21 protein-coding genes are annotated in these 22,324 nt (G+C 68.1%); 7 read left to right on the plus strand and 14 right to left on the minus strand.

Features of this window, described 5'->3' with window-relative positions; genetic code table 11:
• Positions 1–24: 24 nt before the first annotated feature.
• Positions 25–813: an SDR family NAD(P)-dependent oxidoreductase gene (locus QZM35_RS06605; protein WP_089427384.1), complete on the minus strand. Its 789-nt coding sequence runs from the start codon at positions 811–813 to the stop codon at positions 25–27.
• A 77-nt stretch (positions 814–890) separates the two neighbouring features.
• A complete protein-coding gene (locus tag QZM35_RS06610) occupies positions 891–1,727 on the minus strand; it encodes an alpha/beta fold hydrolase (RefSeq protein WP_301775626.1) in 837 nt (278 codons plus the stop codon).
• 137 nt (positions 1,728–1,864) lie between these two features.
• On the opposite strand from QZM35_RS06610, the gene QZM35_RS06615 reads away from it, so the two are divergent.
• From QZM35_RS06615 to dmpG, 6 genes are all read left to right on the plus strand, one after another.
• A complete protein-coding gene (locus tag QZM35_RS06615) occupies positions 1,865–2,644 on the plus strand; it encodes an SDR family oxidoreductase (RefSeq protein ID WP_301775627.1) in 780 nt (259 codons plus the stop codon).
• 445 nt (positions 2,645–3,089) lie between these two features.
• Positions 3,090–4,655, plus strand: coding sequence for a DUF1302 domain-containing protein (locus QZM35_RS06620; protein ID WP_089496850.1), 1,566 nt, complete (start codon positions 3,090–3,092; stop codon positions 4,653–4,655).
• A 40-nt stretch (positions 4,656–4,695) separates the two neighbouring features.
• Positions 4,696–6,078, plus strand: coding sequence for a DUF1329 domain-containing protein (locus QZM35_RS06625; protein WP_301775628.1), 1,383 nt, complete (start codon positions 4,696–4,698; stop codon positions 6,076–6,078).
• Positions 6,079–6,196: 118 nt separating this feature from the next.
• On the plus strand, positions 6,197–6,979 hold the full coding sequence (dmpE, locus tag QZM35_RS06630) for a 2-oxopent-4-enoate hydratase (RefSeq protein ID WP_039350783.1): 783 nt from the start codon (positions 6,197–6,199) through the stop codon (positions 6,977–6,979).
• A gap of 13 nt (positions 6,980–6,992) precedes the next feature.
• A complete protein-coding gene (locus tag QZM35_RS06635) occupies positions 6,993–7,892 on the plus strand; it encodes an acetaldehyde dehydrogenase (acetylating) (RefSeq protein WP_046547936.1) in 900 nt (299 codons plus the stop codon).
• A gap of 16 nt (positions 7,893–7,908) precedes the next feature.
• Positions 7,909–8,940 (plus strand): 4-hydroxy-2-oxovalerate aldolase, encoded by a 1,032-nt coding sequence (gene dmpG, locus QZM35_RS06640; RefSeq protein ID WP_089432764.1) that lies wholly within the window; start codon positions 7,909–7,911, stop codon positions 8,938–8,940.
• 109 nt (positions 8,941–9,049) lie between these two features.
• On the opposite strand, the gene QZM35_RS06645 is transcribed toward dmpG, so the two are convergent.
• Together QZM35_RS06645 and QZM35_RS06650 are read right to left on the minus strand one after the other, a co-directional pair.
• The gene (locus tag QZM35_RS06645) at positions 9,050–9,298 is read right to left on the minus strand and encodes a hypothetical protein (protein ID WP_089427378.1); all 249 of its coding nucleotides are present in this window, start codon (positions 9,296–9,298) and stop codon (positions 9,050–9,052) included.
• Positions 9,295–10,542 carry an alkaline phosphatase family protein gene (locus tag QZM35_RS06650; protein ID WP_301775629.1) on the minus strand — a complete coding sequence of 416 codons (1,248 nt, stop codon included), beginning with the start codon at positions 10,540–10,542 and terminating at the stop codon, positions 9,295–9,297. Before QZM35_RS06650 ends, QZM35_RS06645 begins: the two co-directional genes overlap by 4 nt.
• A gap of 410 nt (positions 10,543–10,952) precedes the next feature.
• Here QZM35_RS06650 and QZM35_RS06655 point away from each other — a divergent pair, with 410 nt between their 5' ends.
• The gene (locus QZM35_RS06655; RefSeq protein WP_301775630.1) at positions 10,953–11,243 is read left to right on the plus strand and encodes a hypothetical protein; all 291 of its coding nucleotides are present in this window, start codon (positions 10,953–10,955) and stop codon (positions 11,241–11,243) included.
• A gap of 123 nt (positions 11,244–11,366) precedes the next feature.
• On the opposite strand, the gene infA is transcribed toward QZM35_RS06655, so the two are convergent.
• From infA to QZM35_RS06705, 10 genes are all read right to left on the minus strand, one after another.
• Positions 11,367–11,630 (minus strand): translation initiation factor IF-1, encoded by a 264-nt coding sequence (infA, locus tag QZM35_RS06660; RefSeq protein WP_048251091.1) that lies wholly within the window; start codon positions 11,628–11,630, stop codon positions 11,367–11,369.
• Between the two features lie 468 nt (positions 11,631–12,098).
• On the minus strand, positions 12,099–12,302 hold the full coding sequence (locus QZM35_RS06665) for a cold-shock protein (RefSeq protein ID WP_006483056.1): 204 nt from the start codon (positions 12,300–12,302) through the stop codon (positions 12,099–12,101).
• A gap of 290 nt (positions 12,303–12,592) precedes the next feature.
• The gene (locus QZM35_RS06670) at positions 12,593–13,672 is read right to left on the minus strand and encodes a Rieske 2Fe-2S domain-containing protein (RefSeq protein WP_301775631.1); all 1,080 of its coding nucleotides are present in this window, start codon (positions 13,670–13,672) and stop codon (positions 12,593–12,595) included.
• Between the two features lie 67 nt (positions 13,673–13,739).
• Positions 13,740–16,202 carry an RND family transporter gene (locus QZM35_RS06675; protein WP_301775632.1) on the minus strand — a complete coding sequence of 821 codons (2,463 nt, stop codon included), beginning with the start codon at positions 16,200–16,202 and terminating at the stop codon, positions 13,740–13,742.
• A 55-nt stretch (positions 16,203–16,257) separates the two neighbouring features.
• Positions 16,258–17,229, minus strand: coding sequence for a YCF48-related protein (locus QZM35_RS06680; protein WP_089429088.1), 972 nt, complete (start codon positions 17,227–17,229; stop codon positions 16,258–16,260).
• A gap of 150 nt (positions 17,230–17,379) precedes the next feature.
• Complete coding sequence (locus QZM35_RS06685; RefSeq protein WP_089427371.1) at positions 17,380–18,585, minus strand: acetyl-CoA C-acyltransferase; 1,206 nt, start codon at positions 18,583–18,585, stop codon at positions 17,380–17,382.
• Between the two features lie 17 nt (positions 18,586–18,602).
• Positions 18,603–19,088 carry a MaoC family dehydratase gene (locus QZM35_RS06690; protein WP_174972601.1) on the minus strand — a complete coding sequence of 162 codons (486 nt, stop codon included), beginning with the start codon at positions 19,086–19,088 and terminating at the stop codon, positions 18,603–18,605.
• Positions 19,088–19,888: an SDR family oxidoreductase gene (locus QZM35_RS06695; protein WP_089432768.1), complete on the minus strand. Its 801-nt coding sequence runs from the start codon at positions 19,886–19,888 to the stop codon at positions 19,088–19,090. Before QZM35_RS06695 ends, QZM35_RS06690 begins: the two co-directional genes overlap by 1 nt.
• The gene (locus QZM35_RS06700; RefSeq protein WP_089432769.1) at positions 19,885–21,087 is read right to left on the minus strand and encodes an acyl-CoA dehydrogenase family protein; all 1,203 of its coding nucleotides are present in this window, start codon (positions 21,085–21,087) and stop codon (positions 19,885–19,887) included. The genes QZM35_RS06695 and QZM35_RS06700 overlap by 4 nt, the downstream gene beginning before the upstream one ends.
• Positions 21,084–22,322, minus strand: coding sequence for an acyl-CoA dehydrogenase family protein (locus QZM35_RS06705; RefSeq protein ID WP_089432770.1), 1,239 nt, complete (start codon positions 22,320–22,322; stop codon positions 21,084–21,086). The genes QZM35_RS06700 and QZM35_RS06705 overlap by 4 nt, the downstream gene beginning before the upstream one ends.
• Between the last annotated feature and the right edge of the window lie 2 nt (positions 22,323–22,324).

Consider the following 22,324-nt stretch of genomic DNA (forward strand, 5'->3'; position numbering starts at 1 on the left):
TTCCGTTGCGTGCGCCGCGCCGCGTCAGCGCGCGGTAAAGCCGCCGTCGATCACGAGCTCCGCGCCTGTGACGTAACGGCCCGCCGGCGACACGAGATACAGGATGCCGGCCGCGATGTCGCGCGGGCTGCCGATCTTCGCCATCGGCACGTTGGTCTGCATGTACTCGAAGGCGCGATCGGGGTCCTGCCCCATCTGGCGGAACGCGTCCTCGAGCATCGGCGTGCGGATGTAGCCGGGATGCACCGAGTTCGCACGGATGTTCTTCGCCGCGTACAGCATCGCATCGACCTTCGCCATCATCCGCACCGCTGCCTTCGACGCGTGATACGCGGGCACGTCCGGGCCGCCGACGATCCCGTACATCGACGACAGGTTCACGATCGAGCCGCCGCCGGCCGCGTCGATATGCGGAATTGCCGCACGTGTGCACAGGAACACGCCGTTCACGTTCACGTCCTGCACGCGCTGCCATTGCGCGAGCGTGAGCTCGTGCGTCGGCACGTTGTGGCCTTCGATGCCCGCGTTGTTCACGAGCACGTCGAGGCGCCCGAAGCGCGCGACGATCTCGCCGAACACGCGCGCCACGTCGGCCTCGTGCGTGACGTCGAGCGACCAGAACGCGGCCTGGCCGCCCTGCGCTCGGATTTCCTCGACCAGCGCTTCCGCCGGTTGCGACAGCACGTCGAGAATCGCGACGCTCGCGCCGGCGGCCGCCAGCGTGCGCGCGGTCTCCGCGCCGATGCCGCGCGCGCCGCCGGTGATCGCGGCCACCTTGCCGCGCAGGTCGAACAGGTCTTCGATGAGCTTCATGTCGTCTCCAGGTTCCAGGTATTTGTTCAGACAGGCAGGCCGCCCGCATCGAGGCCGGCCGTCAAGGGCATCCGGCGTTATCGCGTATTCCGCGTCGCAAGAAAATCGAGGCATTCCCGATTGAAATAGTCGGCGTGTTCCACCATCACCCAGTGGCCGCACCGGTTCATCAGCACGAAGCGCGCATCGCGGCAGCGTTCGAGGAACTTCAGCGCGCCGCCGACCGGATTGAACCGATCGTCCGTGCCCCAGAACCCGAGCACCGGCGTACGCAGGTCGCCGAGCGCGTCGGTCAGGTTCGGCACGCTCATCGTCGACAGCACTTCGGTCGGCTGTTCGACGCACACCTTCATCCGCTCGGCGACGAGCGCGTCGGTGACGATCGCCGGGTCGTGCACGAGCAGCGTCAGCAGCTCGCGCATCGTGTCGTCATTCATCTGGCGGTTGGTGAACAGCTTCACCATCCGCTGGATGCCCTCCATCCGGAAATAGGTGTCGCGATCCTCGACGCCGCCCGGCGCCATCATGATCAGCCCGTCGACGTCGTCCGGGTAGTCGAGCGCGTACTTCAGCGCGATCGCGCCGCCGAGCGAGTTGCCGAGCAGCACGGCCGGCCCGATGCCGAGCGCGGTCAGCTGCGCATGCAGCGCGCCGACGAAGAAATCGAGCGTATAGGCGACGTCGGACGGCTTCGACGACTGCCCGTAGCCGGGCAGGTCGACGACGATCGCGCGATAGCCGGCCGCCGCGAACGCGGGCACGTTGTGCTTGAAGTTGCTGAAACCGCTGGCGCCCGGGCCGCTGCCGTGGATGAACACCACGGGCCGGCCTGCGCCCGCCTCGTAGTGGTGCAGGCGCAGGCCGCCCGGCACGTCGGTGAAGCTGCCGGCCGGCGGCGTCGTGGGGATCGTCATCGCGGGTTGTCTCCTTCGTCGTTCGATGGCTGTCTGCCACGATGATTGCGCCGCCGGCGCCGGCCGGCATCATCCTTTCAGACTACGAAGCCGCGCGCGCTTCTTCCTATCATCGGCCCACCGAAACGGAGGCAACGATGAACGGATTCGACTACAGCGGCAAGACGGTGCTCGTGACGGGCGGCACCAAGGGCATCGGGCGGCGCATCGCCGAACGGTTTCTCGCGGCGGGCGCGCGCGTGTTCGTCTGCGGACGCAGCGCGCCCGACACGCCGCCCGCGGACGGCAGCCGCACGGCGACGTTCGTCGCGGCCGACCTGCGCGACATCGAACAGGTCGACGCGATGCTCGCGACGATTCGCGCGGCGGCCGGCCGCCTCGACGTGCTCGTCAACAACGCAGGCGGCTCGCCGTTCGCGCTCGCGGCCGATGCATCACCGCGCTTCACCGAATCGATCGTGCGGCTGAACCTGATCGCGCCGCTGCAGCTCGCGCAGCGCGTGAACGCGATCATGCAGCCGCAGCCCGAAGGCGGCGTGATGCTGTTCATCGCGAGCGTCAGCGCGTCGCGTCCGTCGCCCGGCACGGCCGCATACGGCGCCGCGAAAGCCGGCCTCGTCAACGCGGTCACGTCGCTCGCGGTCGAGTGGGCGCCGCGCGTGCGCGTGTGCGCGATCAGCCCGAGCCTCGTGCAGACGGAATCGGCCACCGAAGGCCACTACGGCGACGACGATGCGCTCGACGCGATCCGCGCGACGATTCCCGCCGGCCGGCTCGCGACCCCCGACGACGTCGCCGCCGCGTGCCTGTTCCTCGCGTCGTCCGACGCGTCGTACACGTCGGGTGCAAACCTGCGGCTCGACGGCGGCGGCGAGCGGCCCGCGTTCCTGTCGGCCGCGCAGGTGGCCGCACGTTGATGCACGCACGGCAAATCGGTGCCGCACGAATCGTTGCCAGTCCTAGGGCCTGTTCACGCTAATAACGGGCTTGCGAACGTGCCTTTCCGCCCGCAGTGCAAGGAGAGAGGAGGCGCAATAGCCGTAGCTATTGCAACGACGAACGACGCCGCAATGCGGGCGGAAAGGCACGTTCCCCTGTTTGGAAAAATTCTCTCGTGGGGCTGGCCCCCAGAAGGGCCGATCGCCGCGTCATGCTCCTTGCGAATACGTTGAGTATTCGCTTCGTCGCATTCCTTGCGCTCGGCCCTTCTGGGGGCCAGCGCAAGCCCGTTATTAGCGTGAACAGGCCCTAGGGAAGTCATCTAGTTCATTTTGACGATTCCCTGCTACCGCGATCTCCCTACTCTGCCTCTCACGACAACACACACAGTCGACCGTCGTCGATACCCCAAGAGGAGACACCATGCATCAACGGATTTCGCGCCGTACCGACAAGCGGGCAACCGCCACGCTGTCGACGCTGGCCGCCGCGCTGCTCGCGTGTGCCGCTCCCGGCGCACATGCAGGCAGCACGATCGAGCTGGGCGCCGACACGACGCTGGACTACACGTTCACGCTCAGTTACGGCCTCGGCATGCGCACCCGCGCACCGAGCGGCAATCTCCTCACGCCGGCGAACATCAACGGCGACGACGGCGACCGCAACTTCGCGAAGAACAAGCTGATCGAGAACCAGGTCAGCCTGCTCGGCGAAGTGAACCTGAAGCACGACGACTGGGGCGTGTTCGTGCGCGCCGACACGTTCTACGACCAGGCGTATCGCCGCCCGAACTACAACGACGCGCCGGGCACCGTGAACCAGTCGGGCCAGTACAACAACTTCACGAGCGACGCGCGCTACTGGTCGGGCGGCCACACGACGCTGCTGGCCGCATACGCGTACAACACGTTCAAGATCGGCTCGACGAGCCTGAACGTGAAGGTCGGCGACCAGGTCGTCGCGTGGGGCGAAAGCCTGTTCTTCCCGAACATCGCCGGCGCACAGGGGCCGTCCGACGCGACCAAGTCGTACATGGCCGGCGCCGAAGTGAAGGACATCCTGCTGCCGGTGCCGCAGATCTCGACGCAGTGGCAGATCACGCCGAACTTCAGCCTGCTCGGCTACTACCAGTTCTCGTATCAGCAGAACCGGCTGACCGCGCCCGGCACGTACTGGAGCTATTCGGACGTCACGGGCCCCGGCGCGCAGTTCATCATCGGCCCGGGCGGGATGATCATTCCGCGCGGCCCCGACGACAAGCCGAGCGCGCGCAACCAGTGGGGGATCGGCGCGCGCTTCCGCGTGCTCGGCGACACCGAGCTCGGCCTGTACCACCTGCACTACAACGACATGAACCCGAGCGTCGTCACGACCTACTTCCCGACGCTCCAGTACCAGCAGAAGTATTTCAGCAACATCAAGCTGACCGGCGCGAGCTTCTCGACGCAGGTCGGCCCGGTGAACGTCGCGGGCGAAGTGTCGTACCGCCAGGGCGCGGCCGTGCTCGTCAACACGCCGACCGGCCCGCAGTCCACCCGCGCGAACGTGCTGCAGACGAACCTGTCCGGCATCTACTCGATCGGGCCGAGCTTCCTCGCGAATTCGCAGTCGCTGATCGGCGAACTCACGTACGTGCATGCCGGCAGCATCTCCGAGCTCGACGGCTCGACCACGCTCGCGAATTCGCGCAACGCGCTCGCGATGGAGATCGCGTGGACGCTCAGCTACAAGAACGTGTTCAACGGCTGGGATCTCGACGTGCCGCTGACCTACACGCACGACCTGACGGGCACGTCGCCGCTCGCCGGCGCGCTCGGCTCGCTGACCGGCCAGGGCGACCACCGCGTGACGGCCGGCGTGACCTTCACGCGCCTGAGCAACCTGCAGCTGTCGCTCGTCTACGCGAAGTTCCTCGGCTCGCCGAACCCGGTCACGCGCCCGCTCGCGGATCGCGACTACGTGCTGGCCACGGCGACCTACCACTTCTGAGCGGCCCGGCCGCTCGTCATTCAGCACTATGAGGATCGATATGAAACGCTTTCATCTCCCCCTCCTGCGCGCGTCGGTGATGGCCGCGTGCGCGGTCGTCGCGACGGCGTCGTACCCGAAGGTCACGCCGGACGACCTGAAGGCGCTCGACGGCCCGCTGACGCCGATGGGCGCGGTGCGCGCCGCGAGCAAGGACAGCGGCGTGCCCGAGTGGTCGGGCAAGTGGCTCGGCACGCCGCCGGACGTGCAGTACAAGCGCGGCACCCGCTACCCCGATCCGTTCGCGAGCGAGAAGCCGGTCGCGACGATCACCGCGGAGAACATGGCGCAGTACGCCGAGCACCTGACCGACGGCCAGAAGGCGATGTTCAAGCGCTACCCGGCCACGTTCAAGATCATCGTCTATCCGAGCCATCGCGACTTCCGCTACGCGGATGCCGTGTACAAGGACATCCGCACGTACGCACCGGATTCGACGATGACATCCGACGCGAACGGCCTCACGAACGCGCCGCCGACGGTGCCCTACCCGATCCCTAAAACAGCCGCCGAGCTGCTGTGGAACCAGCGCTTCTCGTCGGCGATCGGCGCCGAGCAGGCGACCTACGACCAGGCGGTCGTGTACTCGGACGGCAACATCGCATGGGGCAAGGTGCGCTACGACATCTACTCGCCGCGCAACTCAGGCAAGTACGACGTGAAGAGCGACCTGAACAACCGCACGTACTACCGCAACGCGACGGAGCTGCCGCTGTCCGACCGCGGCTCGCTGATCGTCGGCTTCACGAACTGGGACAAGGCCGGCGCGGACAACTCGTCGCGCACGTGGATGTACAACCCCGGCACGCGGCGTGTACGCCAGGCGCCCGAGTACGGCTACGACCAGCCGCAGGGCCCGGGCGGCTTCCGCACCGTCGACGACGACCGCCTGTACAACGGCCCCGGCGACCGCTATGACTGGAAGATCGTCGGCAAGCGCGAGATCTACGTGCCGTACGACAACTACAAGGCGATGGACAGCTCGGTGAAGTACGCAGACCTGCTGACCAAGGGCCACGAGAACCCGTCGTATATCCGCTACGAGCTGCATCGCGTGTGGGTGCTGCAGGCAACGCTGAAGAGCAACTATCGTCACCAGTATGCGAAGCGCGTGCTGTACATCGACGAGGATTCGTGGATGACGCTGCTCGCCGACAACTACGACGCGCGCGGCCAGCTGTGGCGCACCAATGTCGCGACGACGCTGTACGCGTATGACGCGAAGGTGTTCTACCCAGGCGTCGTGTTCTTTCACGACCTGATCTCCGGCGCGTACATGGCCGACCGCCTGACCAACGAAGGGCCGATGCCGAAGCTCGACAACAGCCCGCAGTTCAACGAGGCGTACTTCTCGCCCGACGCGATCCGCAGTTCGGGTAACTAAGCAACCCGCCGACGCGGCATGCCCGCGTCCCACGCGCCGGAGCGTCGCTCCGGCGCCCGGCGCCGCCCGCGACGGCGGCCTGTTCCATTCGATTCATTCGAGATTCGAGGGCCCTTTCATGTCTTCCCGCCTGCATACGACGCTCGGCGACGAGCTGTACGCCGCATGGCACGCGCGTGCGCCGGTCGCGCCGCTGTCGAGCCGCCCGCGCCGCCTGTCGCTCGACGACGCGTACCGCATCCAGCAGCGCTTCATCGAACGCCGCATCGAACACGGCGAGGCCGTGGTCGGCAAGAAGATCGGCGTGACGAGCCAGGCCGTGCAGGACATGCTGAACGTGCGCCAGCCCGATTTCGGCATCCTGCTGTCGGGCATGCACTACGCGGCCGGCGAAGCGATCGCCGCCGATACGCTGATCGCGCCGCGCGCCGAGGGCGAGATCGCGTTCATCCTCGCGCGCGACCTGCGCGGCCCCGGCATCGACCGCACCGACGTGATCGCCGCGACGGCCGCCGTCGCGCCCTGCTTCGAGATCGTCGATTCGCGCATCCGCGACTGGGCGATCCGCATCGAGGACACCGTCGCCGACAACGCATCGTGCGGCGTGTACGTCCTCGGCGATGCACGCGTCGATCCGCGCACGCTCGATCTCGCCGCGTGCGAGATGACGATCGACAAGAACGGCGAGCCCGTCGCGCAGGGCCGCGGCGACGCGGCGCTCGGCCACCCCGCCGACGCGGTCGCGTGGCTCGCGAACACGCTCGCCGCGTACGACGTGCCGCTGCTCGCCGGCGAGATCGTGCTGTCGGGCTCGCTAGCGAAACTGATTCCGGTCACGGCCGGCGACGCGCTGTCGATGCACATCTCCGGCATCGGCAGCTGCGACGTCCGCTTTATCTAAAGGAAAAATCCTGATGAAGAAAATCAAATGCGCACTGATCGGGCCCGGCAACATCGGCACCGACCTGCTCTACAAGCTGCGCCGCTCGCCGGTGCTCGAACCCGTGTGGATGGTCGGCGTCGATCCGGCGTCCGACGGCCTCGCGCGGGCGCGCGAGTTCGGCCTGAAGACCACCGACAAGGGCGTCGACGGGCTGCTGCCGCACGTGGCCGCCGACGACATCCGCATCGCGTTCGACGCGACCTCCGCCTACGTGCACCGCGACAACTCCGACAAGCTCACCGCGCTCGGCGTGAAGATGATCGACCTGACGCCCGCCGCGATCGGCCCGTACTGCGTGCCGCCGGTGAACCTCGACGCGCATCTCGACAGCGCGCAGGCGAACGTGAACATGGTCACGTGCGGCGGCCAGGCGACGATCCCGATGGTGTACGCGGTATCGCGCGTGCAGCCGGTCGCGTACGGCGAGATCGTCGCGACCGTGTCGTCGCGCTCGGTCGGCCCCGGCACGCGCAAGAACATCGACGAATTCACGCGCACGACGTCCGGTGCGATCGAACAGGTCGGCGGCGCACGCAAGGGCAAGGCGATCATCGTGATCAACCCGGCCGAGCCGCCGCTGATCATGCGCGACACGATCCATTGCCTGACCGACGGCCCGCCCGACGTCGATGCGATCACCGCGTCCGTGCATGCAATGGTCAAGGAAGTGCAGCGCTACGTGCCCGGCTATACGCTGAAGAACGGCCCCGTGTTCGACGGCAATCGCGTGTCCGTCTTCATGGAAGTCGAAGGGCTCGGCGATTACCTGCCGAAGTACGCGGGCAACCTCGACATCATGACCGCCGCCGCGGCCGCCACGGCCGAGCGTTTCGCCGAACAGATGCTGGCCGCGACGGCCGCCACCGCTTGAGTTGAGGAGCCACGCGATGTCACTTGCAGGCAAGAAGATCACCGTTCACGACATGTCGCTGCGCGACGGGATGCACCCGAAGCGCCACCAGATCACGCTCGACCAGATGCGCAACATCGCGCGCGGGCTCGACGCGGCCGGCGTGCCGCTGATCGAGGTCACGCACGGCGACGGGCTCGGCGGCGCGTCGGTCAACTACGGGTTCCCCGCGCACACCGACGAGGCATACCTCAGCGCCGTGATTCCGGAGCTGAAGCAGGCGAAGGTGTCGGCGCTGCTGCTGCCGGGTATCGGCACCGTCGAGCATCTGCGCATGGCGCACGCACTCGGCGTCGGCACGATCCGCGTCGCGACGCACTGCACCGAGGCGGACGTGTCGGAGCAGCACATCGGCCTCGCGCGCACGCTCGGGCTCGATACGGTCGGCTTTTTGATGATGGCGCACATGTCGTCGCCGGCGCAGCTCGTCGTGCAGGCGAAGCTGATGGAGTCGTATGGCGCGAACTGCATCTACATCACCGATTCGGCCGGCCACATGCTGCCGGATGACGTGACCGCGCGGATCAGCCAGGTGCGCGACGCGCTGAAGCCGGAGACGGAGCTCGGCTTCCACGGCCACCACAACCTCGCGATGGGCGTCGCGAACTCGGTCGCGGCGGTTGCCGCCGGCGCGAACCGGATCGATGCGGCCGCGGCCGGCCTCGGCGCCGGTGCGGGCAACACGCCGATGGAAGTGTTCGTCGCGGTGTGCGACCGGATGGGGATCGAGACGGGTGTCGACGTGTTCGCGATCTCGGACGTCGCCGAGGATCTCGTCGTGCCGATCATGGACGCGCCGATCCGCCTCGACCGCGATGCGCTGACGCTCGGCTATGCAGGCGTCTACTCGTCGTTCCTGCTGTTCGCGAAGCGCGCGGAAGCGAAGTACGGGATTCCCGCGCGCGACATCCTCGTCGAGCTGGGGCGGCAGCGGCTCGTCGGCGGGCAGGAGGACATGATCGAGGATGCGGCGCTGACGATGGTGCGGGCGCGGGCAGTGGCGGCCTGAACGAACGCGGCCGGCATTCGTCCGGAAGCGGCGGGAAACGGGGCGCGAGCCCCGTTTTCATTTCGGATGCGCGGATCGAGTCCCCTCGATCACGCATCGCCCGCCGACTTCAGCGATGCTTCCCGCCGTGCCGCTTGCGCCGATGCGCTTCACGCGCCTGCAACAGCGACGGCATCAGTTCCTCGATGTATTGCCGCGCCTGCCCGCGCGTCACGATCTCGCTGAAGCGCTGATGGGCCTTGTCATGGCCGACCAGCGCCGCATGCGCTTTCTTCAGGATGTGCAGATACGCGATCAGGCTCGTACCGTCGCGCACGGGCAGCGCATCGCGCGGGTCGAAGGCCGGTGTCGTACTCATGATCCGATCCTTTGCGGGCAGTCGCTGCGGCACGTCGTGGAGACGAGCGCCAGCAGGTCGTTCGCGAGGCGGTCGCGATCCGTCAGCGGCGCGAGGCCGAACAGCCGCTCGAGCGTCGCGGCAACCGACGCATGATCGTACGGCGTGTGATCGACCTGCCCGGCCGCGACCCACGGCGAAATCACGATCGCCGGCACCCGCACGCCATACACGTCGAACCCGAAGCCGCTCGCGTTCAGCGTCGCCGCCGCGCCGTCGTTCGGCGGCGGCGCGGCACCCGGCCTGACCGAATCGTAGAAGCCGCCGTGCTCGTCGTAGCAGATCACGAGCAGGCTGCTGTTCCACACCGGCGAATTGCGGATCGCGTTGTACACGCGCGCGGCGAGCTGGTCGCCACCGGCGAGGCCGTCCATCGGGTGCTGCGAGCTGCCGTTCTGGTAAGTGCCGTGCACGATGTCGCCGTAACCGGGCTCGATGAACGTGTAGCGCGCCGTATAGCCGGCCGCGAGATCGGCCTCGAAATGCGCGAGGTCGTCGATGTCGAAGAAGCTGATGCCCTTCAGCGACGCAACCTGCGGCACGTGGCCGAGCGGGTCGCCGGTCTGGTCCTGGTAGATGCGCCAGTTGTCGTCGCCGAGCGCGGCGAAGATCGACCCCTTCGGATACGGAAAGCCGTTGAACGCGTCCCATCCGGCCATTTCTTCCTTGGTCGGCGAATGGTCGAGCCCGGCCGACGACGCACCGTGCAGGAAAAAGCGGTTCGGCCAGGTCGGCCCCGGCATCGACGCATGCCACGCGTCGCACAGAACGAACGCGTTCGCGAGCGCGTGCAGCGACGGCGCCTGCGTCGCGATATCGACGCCCTGCATGATCTTGCCCGCGTCGGCCGGCTGCGGCGGTGTGCCTTCGGAATGCGAGGTCGCGTAGTTCGACACGAACCCGGTGTTGACGACCGGCGGATACGGCTGCCCTTTCACGAACGGCACGCTCGCGCCGCACAGCTGCTCGAGCACGTCCGTGAATTCGTGGCACGGATCGGTCGGCATCCGGTCGGGCGCGCCGCCGCCGAACGGATAGACCGCATCGCCGTACGCATTGCTGTTACCCGGCGACGCGGCGACGATGTCGGGATAGCCCGACAGCGCGAACAGGTGATCGAAGGAACGGTTCTCGAGCATCAGCACGAACACGTGCTGGATGCGGTCCTGAACCGACGGGGATGCGGGGGCTGCGTCTGCACTCATGGCGCCTCCTGGCGTCGCGCGACGAAAGTCCGGCTGGCACGATCGTCGGCCCGCTGAAAGCTGCTGAAGGGATTGAAAGCTGCGGCGCGGGCCGAGATTGCCGACGAGTGTACGACCGCGCCGGCCCGCGCGTAAAGCTGCATGCGAACCGTGTGGCAGTGTGCGCGTTCGACCGCTTGCCGGCCCGTTGCACGAGGCCCTCCCAGACTGGGGCGTCGACCGTTTCAACTTCATCGTCGACCGTGCAAGCAGGTCGCATCACGCGCCGATCGCCGAGACGACCGTCGATGACGATGCGTTTCGCCGGCTCGTGCGATTCGTGACGGGGGGACTGTCGGCGCGCGGGGCCGACGTGAAGCTGCCGCAGAACCGCGCGCGTGGCGCCGGCTTGCCGGCTCGCGTATCTCGACATGCTGACCGGCACGGATTTCGTCGACGACATCCGCGGGCTCGACACGCGCTTCCCGGTGATCGTCGGCGACAAGGATCCGCGGGCTCGACGCAGCGGCGATGCAGGCGACCTTCCTCGCGTGGCATCCGAACGCGCGGCTCGTGACGATACCGAATTGCGGACATCACCCGATGCAGGAAGGTCCGCCGTATGTCGCGATGATCGTCGAGGATTTCCTGCGGGACGCGGCCGCCTGAGCGTTGCGCACGCGCGGCGGCCGGTGAAGGCGGTATTGGCCGCCGCGGCATGACGATGCCGCCGGCGACCGGTGAACGGCACGCGATGTGTCGCCCACCCGGTTCGTCCGGCCTCGTCGGCCGGACAGGATTCGATTGGCGAGGCGGTGCTGCGTGCCCGCGCCGATCGTTACCGCTTAACGGCGCGGCTGGCCGGTTCGCGGCGGACGCGGCGAATTCGCGTCCTTGTGACGGAAGTTGATGCGCCCCTTGGTGAGGTCGTACATCGACAGTTCCAGGGTCACGCGGTCACCCGCGAGAATGCGGATGTGGTTCTTGCGCATGCGGCCCGACGCGTACGCGCCGACCACGACGCCGTTTTCCAGCGTGACACGGTATTTGCTGTCCGGCAGCACTTCGTCGACGATCCCGTCGAGTTCCAGCAGTTCTTCTTTTGCCAAACCAATTCCTCCAGACAAGGTGATTGACCGCGGCCGCGGCGATCTGCCCGGCGCCGTTTCCCGCAACGGGACGGCGACCGGCAGGCTGCCGGGTGTCGGTTCGTTCAGACGGACCCAGGGTCTGTCTTGTGATCGGAGCCCGGCGCGATGCGGCGTTCAGGCGGTCGGTGGCGGCGGCGCATGGAGCGCCGCGCAAGTCGGGACCGCGCCTGCTACGGCATGGCGGCGGTCTGCTCAGGTTGATGCGTTGAAGCGGTGATGCGCTCGCGAAGCGACAGGCGCTCCACGAAGGCGTTGCGTCGCACGCGGGTCACGCATGCGATGAGGGAAGCGTCACGACCGATGCATCGCGAATGTCGCGATGCATCGGTCGTGCGCATCGGAACGCGCCGGCTGCCGCCAAAGCGGCGCCCTGCGCGCCAATCCATCCGGCAGCGGCCACCGTGTGGCGGCCGTTGCCGATGCGGCTTACTGCGGCGTGATGTTCGACGCTTGCAGACCCTTCGGGCCGCGCTTCACTTCGAAGCTGACCTTCTGGCCTTCGGCCAGGGTCTTGAAGCCCGTGCCGCGAATTTCCGAGAAATGGGCGAACAGATCGTCGCCGCCGTTGTCCGGGGAGATGAAACCAAAGCCCTTGGTTTCGTTGAACCACTTGACGGTACCGGTATCCACAAATACTTCCTTAATACAAATGACGAATAATTGAACATGCGCCCGCGACGGGCACATAAAGAATCAAAAGAGGGATAGACCAACGACTGCCGCACGGAGTGCGGCCAATGATGAGCAATCGAACTTCTTGAACACTTCGGCCATGGACACTACGCGATGGCAGTCGCTTCGTCAAGTCTTTTTGATGCGGCGCACAAGCCTGCCCGCCGCGTGCGCCTTGCGCAGCGGGTGTTGCCGGCCGACGGCACGTATTTCGATGCGCCCCCTTTTTCGGCCGGCCCGCCGGGTTTTTACTGCGGCTCGAACACGTGATGCAGCGCCGGCGGCGCGGCGCCTTCGCGAATCCGCATTTCGAATGCCTTGCGCGCGACGCTCGTCGGCCGCACGTCCGCCACGTCCAGATAGAACTGCGAATACCAGTCGCGCATCTGGTACAGCGGCCCGTCGCCTTCGCACAGCAGCGGGTTGTCGATCCGCGTCTTGCTGTGCCAGATGTCGACGTCCTCGTAGAACGCGCGCTGCGCCTCCTTCACGTACGCGTTCGCGATCTCCATGTTCTGCGCGTCGGTCAGCCCGGCCACCTTCTTCACGATCACGCCGTAACGCAGCTCGAAACTGTTCATGTCGATCGGCACGTGGCAGTTCAGCAGCACCGAGTGGATCGGCTGCCCGCCGCTCTGCCCCGTCATCTGCGTGATGTGCACGGCCGGCCCGAAATACGTCGACAGCGCGGTCAGCGCATCACCGCCGAGCTTCTCGCTGCGGCCGACCATCAGCTGCGTCGCCTTGTGATCCTCGAACAGGTTCGCGAAATAGTCGATCGGCGCACGATGCACGGTCGCGAAGTGCGCGACGTCCGAGATGTTGTCGACCAGCTCGCGGCAGTTGGCCTGGATCACCATCGTGTCGACGACACAGTCCGACCATTCGTCGGAGAAGCACACGTCGAGCCGCGGAATCGCGACTTCCGGCGGCGGCGCGTTGCCTTCCGGGTCGTTCCACACGAACAGCAGGTTGTTTTCCTCGCAGGTCGGCCAGGCGCCGATGCGCGCCTTCGGCGGGATCCGCTTGCAGTACGGGATCGATGCGCACTGCCCTTCGCCGCTCCACGCCCAGCCGTGGAACGGGCACACGAGGTGGTCGCCCTGCACCGTGCCGAGGCTCAGGTCGGCGCCCATGTGCGGGCAGTAGGCGTCGACGACGTTGACCTTGCCGGTCGAATCGGCGAACGCGGCGAGCTTGCGGCCGAACGCGTTCAGCGTGTGCGGCTTGCCGTCCTTGAAATCGCGGGCGAGCCCGAGGCAGTGCCAGCCGCGCGCATAGCGCTGTGCGAGCGGCTGGGCTTCGATCTTGTAGGGGCGTGCGGACATGTGGGTTGACTCCTCTTGTGGAGAGCGCGCGGCGGCCGGCCGCGCGCGGGGGAAATGAGGGCGCCGGTCAGCGCATCGGATTGCCGGATTCGAGCGCGGGCGACGGCTTCAGCGGCGCCGGGGCCGCCGGTGACGGCTGCTGCCGGTGCGCCACGCGGCGCTCGGCCCGCTCGACGCCGAGCCATGCGGCGAGCGCGGGCAGCAGGAACACAGCGCCGAACAGGTTCACGAGGAACATGAACGCGAGCAGCACGCCCATGTCGACCTGGAACTTCAGCGCGGAGAACGCCCACGTGCCGACGCCGATGAACATTGTGACGGCCGTGAACAGCGCCGCCGTGCCGCGCTGGCGCATCGCGTCGGCGAACGCGTCCGGCAGCGTCGCGCCGTGGCGGAGGTCGTGCTGCAGGCGCTCGTACAGGTAGATCCCGTAGTCGACCCCCACGCCCACGCCGAGCGTGATCACCGGCAGCGTCGCGACCTTCAGACCGATGCCGAGCCGCGCCATCACCGCATTGCACAGGATCGACACGAGCGTGAGCGGCACGATGATGCACAGCACCGCGCGCCACGAGCGGAACGTGACCGCGCAGAGCAGCGCGATCGCGCCGAAGATCGACAGCAGCATCGCGATCTCCGCGTCGCCGACGGCCTCGTTGGTCGCGGCCATCACGCCGACGTTGCCGCCCGCGAGCCGGAACGCGACGTTCGGCGTCGGGTTCTCGGCCGCGAAGCGCTTGATCTCGTCGACGATGTGCGCGATGGTCGTGCCTTCGTGGTTCTTGGTGTAGATCAGCACCTGGATCGCCTTGCAGTTCGCGGTGTTCATCCCGTTGTCGGGGTCGAACGCGTTGGAGCCCTGCGTGAGCCCGTCGCTGGAACGCGGCAGCGCGGCCCAGCGCGGGTTGCCCTCGTTGAACGCGGCGATGAACACCTTGCCCTGCGACGACACGCTCGTCACCGACTGCACGCCGGCCACGCCGCGCATGGTCATCTCGAACTTCTCGATCGCGCTCATCACCGGGTAATGCAGGCACGCGTCGTCGAAGCCGGTCGTCTCGACGATCACCGACAGCACGTCCACGCCGATGTTGTACTGGTGCGTGATCGCCGCGTTGTCGAGGTTGTAGCGCGAGTTCGCGCGCAGCTCCGGCGCGCCGGTGCCGATGTCGCCGATCTCCAGCTTGCGCGATTCGAGCGTGCCGTAGGCGAGCAGCGCGAGCGCCACCGCGAACACGCCGAGCGCCGGCACCGGCCGGGCGAACACCGCGAAGCGCGACCACATCCGGCTGCCGCCGGCCGCCGCCGTGCGCTGCGCACGCGCCAGCGTGCCGCGCTCGAGGCGCGTGTACGACAGCAGGATCGGCAGGAACACCTTGTTCGTCACGATCATCAGCAGCACGCCGAGGCACGCGGTGATGCCGAGCTCGCGCACGATGTCGATCCGGATCCGCATGATCACCATGAAGCCGAGCGCGTTGGTCAGCAGCGCGACGGTGCCCGGCACGAACAGCTTGCGGAACGCGTCGCGCGCGGCATCGACCGACGACGCGCCGCGCACCAGCGCCTGCTTCCACGCATTGGTCATCTGCACCGCGTGCGACACGCCGATCGAGAAGATCAGGAACGGCACGAGGATCGACATCGGATCGATGCCGAGGCCGAGCAGCGGCAGCGCGCCGAGCAGCCATACGACCGGCAGCAGCGCGACGACGAGCGCCAGCACGGTGGTCTTCAATGAACGCGTATAGGCAAACAGCAGCGCGGCCGTCACGAGGAATGCGAGCGCGAAGAACGCCATCACGCCCGCGATACCGCTCTCGACGTCGCCCACCAGCTTCGCGAAGCCGATGATGTTCACGTCGATCCCCTGCTTCGCGTACTTCGTGCGGATCTCCTCCAGCTGCCGCGCGACCGCGCTGTAGTCGAGCCGCTTGCCGGTGGCCGGATCGGTCTCGCGCAGCTCCGCGCGGATCAGCGCCGACTTCAGGTCGTTGCCGACGAGGCGGCCGATCTGCCCGGAACGCGCGACGTTGCGGCGCACCTTTGCAAGATCGTCCGGATTCGCGCTCGAGAACTGGCCCGGCACGACCACGTCGCCGCGAAAGCCCGCCTCGGTCACCTCGGTGTAGTGGACGTTCGGCGTGAACAGCGAGAACACGCGCGAGCGGTTCACGCCCGGGATGAAGAAGACATCGTCGGTCGCGTGGCGCAGCGCGTCCATGAACGACTGGTTGTAGATGTCGCCGTCGCCCTTCCAGCGCAGGCTCACGAGGATCGTGTTCGCGCCGGGGAACGCGCCCGCATAGCGCTCGAACACCTGCATGTACGGATGCTGCATCGGGATCATCTTGTTGAAGCCCGGATCGAGCTTCAGCCGCGTCGCGGACAGCCCGAGCGCGAGCGTCACCGCGACGCACAGCAGCATCAGCAGCTTGCGCCGGCGGATGATCGTGTCGGCGCAGCGCTCGACGAACGCGGCGAGGCGCGACGCGGGGACGGCTTCAGGGGGACGTGACAGGTCGTTCATGGAATTCTCTTGTCGATGCGAAACGAACGGGAGCAGGCAGCGGGACCGCCGCGCGTCAGGACGGCGTTGACGCAGCCGCGCCGGCGAGCGGCGCGACGCCGGCCTCGCCGCCGAGCAGCAGCGCGCCGTGGCCCATGTCGAGCACGGCCGCGAGGCTCTGCACGCCGCCGAGCTTGCGCACGTCGAAGGTCAGGCCGCCGTCGCGCGACGCGACGATCGCGCCGCCCTGGCCCACCAGCACCAGTTCGCCGTCGGCGAGCTGGGTCGCGCCGAAGTACGACACCGGCACGTGGCTGTCGACGTGCGTCCAGGTCGCGCCGCGATCGGTGCTGCGCACCACGTTGCCGCGCATCCCGTATGCGACCCAGTCGCCGTTCGCGAGCATCAGCGCGCCGAACAGCGAGCCGGCGTACGGCGACGGCAGCTTGTCCCACGTCGCGCCGTTGTCGGTCGAGCGCAGCAGCGTGCCGCTCTCGCCCGCGACCAGCAGGTTGCCGTGGCCGTCGCCGACGATCGCGTTCAGGTGACGGTCGCCGGCCGGGGTTTTCACGGTCTGCCAGGTGAGGCCCGCGTCGTCCGAGCGCAGCAGCTGGCCGAAGCTGCCGGCCGCGAACAGCGGGCCGCCGGCCGTGCCCCACACGGACAGCAGCGGATCGGCATGCGCGTGGTCCATGTGCACGTCGCGCCAGTGCAGGCCGGCGTCGTCGCTGCGCACGATCCGGCCGTCGTGGCCGACCGCGATGCCGAGCGTCGGCGTGATGAAGCGCACCTGCGTGAGCGTCGATGCGTGGTCGGGTGCGGTCGAGGCCGGCCGCCAGTGGGCGCCCGCGTCGTCGCTCAGCAGGATCACGCCGCGTTCGCCGACCGCGACGATGCGCGCGCCGGCCCGGGCGAGCCCGTTGATCTGCAGCCGGTCCGCGTGGATCGCGGTGACCGGGAACGCCGGCAGCGGGCGCGGCGAAAACGCGAACAGCGCGGCGCCGAGCACCAGCGCCGACATCGCGAGTCCGGGCAAAGTTCGTTTCATCGCTTGTCTCCTGTGTCTGCGTTCGACGACGGTTCGCGCCATCGCGCCCACCGCCGTCGCCTGCATGTCTCCGGGCCGTCGGTCGTTGCCGCGGCCTCGAATGGTCCTGAATGGCGGGCCGCTCGTGCGGCGTGGCCCGTCCGCGTGCCGCTACGCGCCGACTTCGAACAGCGCGGCGGCGCCCATCCCGCCGCCGATGCACATCGTCACGACCGCGTGCCGCACGCCGCGCCGCGCGCCTTCGAGCAGCGCGTGCATCGTCATCCGCGTACCCGACATCCCGAACGGATGGCCGAGCGCGATCGCGCCGCCATCGACGTTCAGCCGGTCGTCGGGAATGCCGAGCGTGTCGCGGCAATACAGCGCCTGGCACGCGAATGCCTCGTTCAGCTCCCACAGCCCGATGTCGCCGACGGTCATCCCGAAGCGCGCCAGCAGCTTCGGAATCGCGAACACCGGGCCGATGCCCATCTCGTCGGGCTCGCAGCCGGCCACCGCGAGGCCGCGGAATGCGCCGAGCGGCGTCAACCCACGGCGCACCGCCTCACTGCGCGACATCACGACGACGGCCGCCGCGCCATCCGACAGTTGCGACGCATTGCCGGCCGTCACGAATTCGCCCTGCTCGACGACCTTGCCGCCGCTCCATGACGGCTTCAGCCCCGCGAGCCGCTCGGCCGTCGTGTCGGCACGCACGCCTTCGTCGCGCGCGGCGTTTACGTCCTCGAAGCCGGCCGGGTTGCCTTCCTTGTCGAACAGCGCGCGCCGCACGTCGAGCGGCGCGATTTCCGCGTCGAAGCGGCCGGCCGCCTGGGCGTCGGCCGTGCGCTGGTGACTCTGCAGCGCGAACTCATCCTGTGCGGCGCGCGAGATTCCGTAGCGGCGCGACACGATCTCGGCCGTTTCCATCATCGCCATGTAGGCCGCCGGCTGGTGGTCGAGCACGGCCTGCGAGCGAGCGCGATATGCGTTCTTGTGCTTGTTCTGCGTGAGCGAGATCGACTCGACGCCGCCTGCGACGACGATCCGTGCGTCGCCCGCGCCGATGCTGCGCGCGGCGCTCGCGATCGACATCAGGCCCGACGAGCACATGCGGTCGATCGCCATGCCGGGCACCGACGCCGGCAGCCCGGCCGCCGCGGCCGACAGGCGGCCGATGTTGTAGCCCTGCGTGCCCTGCTGCGCGGCGCAGCCGATCAGCACGTCGTCGACGTCGGCCGGCGCGACGCCCGCGCGTTCGAGCGCGGTGCGCACGACGTGGCCGCCCAGCGCGGGCGCCTCGGTGTCGTTGAACATGCCGCGAAACGCCTTGCCGATCGGCGTGCGTGCAACGGAAACGATGACTGCGTCTTCCATGTGTCTGCTCTCTGGAACTAGAAGTAGTAGCGGCTGATCGTGTCGGCCACGCAGCCGGGCTTCGCTTCGCCTTCGATCTCGACGGTCACGCGAATCCAGGCCTGCACGCCGCCTTCGAGCGGCTCGACGCGCAGCAGCTCGCCGACGCCGCGCACGCGCGCGCCGACCTTCACCGGTGCGGGGAAACGGATCCTGTCGCAGCCGTAGTTGACGCCGAGCCGCGCGCCGTCGATCCGCACGATCTGCGGCAGGAAGCAATTGACGAGCGACAACGTCAGGTACCCATGCGCGATGCATGCGCCGAACGGGCCGTCTTTCGCGCGCACCGGATCGACGTGCACCCACTGGTGGTCGCCCGTCGCGTCGGCGAAACCGTCGATGCGGAGCTGGTCGATCGCGAGCCATGCGCTTGCGCCGAGCGTGTCGCCGACGGCCTCTGCCAGTTCGCCGGGATGCGCGAACACGCGGGGCGTCGCGCGCACGGGGTCGAGGGTCGCGCTCATCATGCGTGCTGGCTGCTGACCGACAGCACTTCGCCGGTCATGTACGACGCGTAATCGCTTGCAAGGAACACCATCACGTTCGCGACCTCCCAGACTTCGGCGGCGCGCCCGAAGGCTTCGCGCGACGCCAGTTGATTCAGCAGGTCGGCCGGAGCCGACTTCTTCAGAAAATCGTGCATCGCGATGCTCGGCGCGACCGCGTTGATGCGCACGCCGTACGGCGACGCCTCGAGCGCCGCGCAGCGCGTGAGCGCCATCACGCCCGCCTTCGCCGCCGCGTAGTGCGCCTGTTCCGCCTGCGCGCGCCAGCCGAGCACCGATGCGTTGTTGACGATCGCGCCGCGGCCTCGGGCCTGCATGTGCGGCAACATCGCGCGCGTCATCCGGAACGTCCCGGTCAGGCTAATGTCGATCACGCGCGACCATTCGGCATCGTCCATATCGACGATGCGGGTCGAACCGCCGAGCCCGGCGTTGTTGATCAGCACGTCGACGCCGTCGAGCTTGTCCTGCGCTTGCGAGACCAGTGCCTGCACGTCGGCCTCCACCGAGACATTGCACAGGCGGCCGTAGACCTGTTGCAGCCCCGTTTCCGCGCGCAACGTCTCGACCGCCTGTTCGAGGCGCTTTTCGTGGATGTCGGAGATGAACAGCGCACGGCAGCCTTCTTCCGCACAGCGGCGTGCGGCCGCGAAGCCGATGCCGGCGCCGGCGGCCGCCGTGATCAGCACCGATTTTCCGGCGAGCAGCTGATGGCCCGGCACATAAGCCGGCGCTTTCTGGATCTGGGGTTCGGTCATGCTGTTCCTCTGGCTTCCCTGGGCATGCCGAGCCCGCGCTCGGCCATGATGTTGAGCTGGATTTCGTTGGTGCCCGCGTAGATCGTGTCCGCACGGGAGAACAGGAACACGCGCTGCAGATGGGTGAGTTTTTCGTCGGCCGGGTCGATCACGTTCGCGCGCGAGCCCAGTGCGTCCATCGCGAGCTGGCCGAGGTCGCGGTGCCAGTTCGACCAGAAATACTTGTAGATCAGCGCCTCGCGGCGCAGCGGCGTACCGGCGCCGGCATCGATGTCGTCCGCACCGGACAGCATCCGCAGCGCGTTGTAGCGCATCACGCGCAGCCCGGCCCACGCGCGACCGATCCGCTGGCGCAGCACCGGGTCGCGGTCCGCGCCCGATTCGCGCGCGGCGTCGATCACCCATTCGAGCTCGCGGACGAACTGCATCTGCTGGCCGAGCGTCGACATCCCGCGCTCGAATCCGAGCAGCGTCATCGCGATCCGCCAGCCGTCGCCGGGTGCGCCGACGAGGTCGCGGGCTTGAGCGCGCGCGCCGTCGAAGAACACTTCGTTGAATTCCGCGCCGCCGTTGAGCTGCTTGATCGGCCGGATCTCGATGCCCGGCTGGTCGAGCGGCATCAGCAGGAACGACAGCCCCTTGTTGCCCTTCGACGCGGGATCGGTGCGCGCGAGCACGAAGATCCAGTCGGAATCGTGCGCGAGCGACGTCCAGACCTTCTGTCCGTACACGCGCCACGTACCGTCCGCGTCCTGTTCGGCACGCGTGCGCACATTGGCGAGGTCGGAACCCGCGCCGGGCTCCGAATACCCTTGGCACCAGAACTGCGTGCCGGCCAGGATGCCGGGCAGGAAGCGCGCGCGCTGGTCGTCGGTGCCGCACGCGACGAGCGTCGGCCCAAGCAGCCCTTCGCCGATGTGCCCCATCCGCCCGGGGCCGCCCGCGCGTGCGTATTCCTCATGGAAAATCACCTGCTCGGCAACCGAGAAGCCGCGCCCGCCGGCGTCCGTCGGCCAGCCGAGGCCGGTCCAGCCGCCCTTCGCCAGTTCCTGTTCCCACGCCTTGCGCAGTTCGGGCCACGCTTCCTCGTCGCCGGGGCCGCCGCGGTATTTCAGGCATGCGAAGTCGCCGGTCAGGTGCGACTGCACCCAGTCGGCCACTTCGTGCCGCAATTGCTGTTCGCGCGTTTCGCTGTTCATTGCAGGGCTCCTGCGCGTGCGGCCGATGGGCGTGATGCCATCGCGGTGGCGGGGGCGAACGCTTGGTCGCGATGCGATGCGCCGCCGTCGATCGCATGGGTCGCGATCCATTCGAGCAGTTGCGGCGTGCTGCCGAACTGCGCACCCGATGCCTGTGCGCGCTTGAAATAGAGATGCGGGTCGTATTCCCACGTGAAGCCGACGCCGCCGTGCAGCTGAATCGCTTCCTGCGCGCAGAACGCATACGCGTCGTTCGCGGCGGATTTCGCGGCGGCGATATCGGCGCGCAATGCGTCGCTCGGCTGCGTGCGGCCGGTTTCGGCATCCCACGCGTGTGCAGCACCGAGCACGGCCGAGCGCGCCGATTCGATCAGCACCATCATCTGTGCGCAGCGGTGCTTGACGGCCTGGAACGATGCGATAGCACGGCCGAACTGCACGCGCTGGCTCGTGTAGTCGAGCGTCAGGTCGAGGCATTGCTGGGCACCGCCGAGCTGTTCGGCGGCGAGCGCGAGTGCCGCGAACCAGGTGGTGCGTTCCAGCACCTGCGCTGCCGCCGTGCCGCATGCGAGCAGCGCGTCGCGGCTCATGCGGGCTTCGTCGAATACCATGCGCGCGATCGGCCGTGTTGCGTCGAGCGTGTCGAGCGACGTGACTTTGAGCCCGGATGCCGCTGCGACGTCGATTGCGAACAGGCCGATCGATTGCCCTTCGTTCGCGATCCGCGCGGGCACCAGCAGCAGGTCGGCACGCGCGCCGTCGATCACCTGTTCGAGCGTGCCGGACAGCGCGTAGCCGCCCGCCGCTTCTTCCGCGACGACCGGCAACGACCGCAAAACGGCCGGGAGGTCGAACGGCAGCGCGAGCGTCGCGCTGCACGCGCCTTCTGCGATCCTGGCAAGCCAGTCGCTCGCCAGCGGCGTCTCGGCACAGCCCGCGAGCGCGGTCGCCGCGAGGCAAGCCGTCGAAAAATACGGCACGCACGCCACGCGCCGGCCGAGCTGTTCCATCAGTACGGTCTGTTCGACCGCACCAAGCCCCAGCCCGCCGGCCGCCTCGGGCAATGCGAGCGCATTCCAGCCGAGTTCGCCGGACAGCGCGGCCCACAACGCATCGTCGCGGCCGGCCGACTGCTCGAGCGCGCGGCGCACGTCGGCGGACGCGCTGCGTTCGGCGAGCACGTCGGCCGCCGCGTCGCGGATCATCGCCTGTTCGTCGGTGAGCGCCAGATCCATCG

The sequence above is a fragment of the Burkholderia sp. AU45274 genome (genome assembly GCF_030482505.1).
Classification (GTDB): domain Bacteria; phylum Pseudomonadota; class Gammaproteobacteria; order Burkholderiales; family Burkholderiaceae; genus Burkholderia.

What these genes read in the sequence shown, in the direction of transcription:
- QZM35_RS06675 (WP_301775632.1), bottom strand. Translation starts at nt 16,202, where the DNA reads ATGAACGACCTGTCACGTCCCCCTGAAGCCGTCCCCGCGTCGCGCCTC.
- QZM35_RS06680 (WP_089429088.1), bottom strand. Translation starts at nt 17,229, where the DNA reads ATGAAACGAACTTTGCCCGGACTCGCGATGTCGGCGCTGGTGCTCGGC.
- dmpE (WP_039350783.1), top strand. Translation starts at nt 6,197, where the DNA reads ATGTCTTCCCGCCTGCATACGACGCTCGGCGACGAGCTGTACGCCGCA.
- QZM35_RS06645 (WP_089427378.1), bottom strand. Translation starts at nt 9,298, where the DNA reads ATGAGTACGACACCGGCCTTCGACCCGCGCGATGCGCTGCCCGTGCGC.
- QZM35_RS06620 (WP_089496850.1), top strand. Translation starts at nt 3,090, where the DNA reads ATGCATCAACGGATTTCGCGCCGTACCGACAAGCGGGCAACCGCCACG.
- QZM35_RS06625 (WP_301775628.1), top strand. Translation starts at nt 4,696, where the DNA reads ATGAAACGCTTTCATCTCCCCCTCCTGCGCGCGTCGGTGATGGCCGCG.
- QZM35_RS06655 (WP_301775630.1), top strand. Translation starts at nt 10,953, where the DNA reads ATGCTGACCGGCACGGATTTCGTCGACGACATCCGCGGGCTCGACACG.
- dmpG (WP_089432764.1), top strand. Translation starts at nt 7,909, where the DNA reads ATGTCACTTGCAGGCAAGAAGATCACCGTTCACGACATGTCGCTGCGC.
- QZM35_RS06650 (WP_301775629.1), bottom strand. Translation starts at nt 10,542, where the DNA reads ATGAGTGCAGACGCAGCCCCCGCATCCCCGTCGGTTCAGGACCGCATC.
- QZM35_RS06615 (WP_301775627.1), top strand. Translation starts at nt 1,865, where the DNA reads ATGAACGGATTCGACTACAGCGGCAAGACGGTGCTCGTGACGGGCGGC.
- QZM35_RS06685 (WP_089427371.1), bottom strand. Translation starts at nt 18,585, where the DNA reads ATGGAAGACGCAGTCATCGTTTCCGTTGCACGCACGCCGATCGGCAAG.
- QZM35_RS06670 (WP_301775631.1), bottom strand. Translation starts at nt 13,672, where the DNA reads ATGTCCGCACGCCCCTACAAGATCGAAGCCCAGCCGCTCGCACAGCGC.
- QZM35_RS06690 (WP_174972601.1), bottom strand. Translation starts at nt 19,088, where the DNA reads ATGAGCGCGACCCTCGACCCCGTGCGCGCGACGCCCCGCGTGTTCGCG.
- QZM35_RS06705 (WP_089432770.1), bottom strand. Translation starts at nt 22,322, where the DNA reads ATGGATCTGGCGCTCACCGACGAACAGGCGATGATCCGCGACGCGGCG.
- QZM35_RS06610 (WP_301775626.1), bottom strand. Translation starts at nt 1,727, where the DNA reads ATGACGATCCCCACGACGCCGCCGGCCGGCAGCTTCACCGACGTGCCG.
- QZM35_RS06605 (WP_089427384.1), bottom strand. Translation starts at nt 813, where the DNA reads ATGAAGCTCATCGAAGACCTGTTCGACCTGCGCGGCAAGGTGGCCGCG.
- QZM35_RS06695 (WP_089432768.1), bottom strand. Translation starts at nt 19,888, where the DNA reads ATGACCGAACCCCAGATCCAGAAAGCGCCGGCTTATGTGCCGGGCCAT.
- QZM35_RS06700 (WP_089432769.1), bottom strand. Translation starts at nt 21,087, where the DNA reads ATGAACAGCGAAACGCGCGAACAGCAATTGCGGCACGAAGTGGCCGAC.
- QZM35_RS06635 (WP_046547936.1), top strand. Translation starts at nt 6,993, where the DNA reads ATGAAGAAAATCAAATGCGCACTGATCGGGCCCGGCAACATCGGCACC.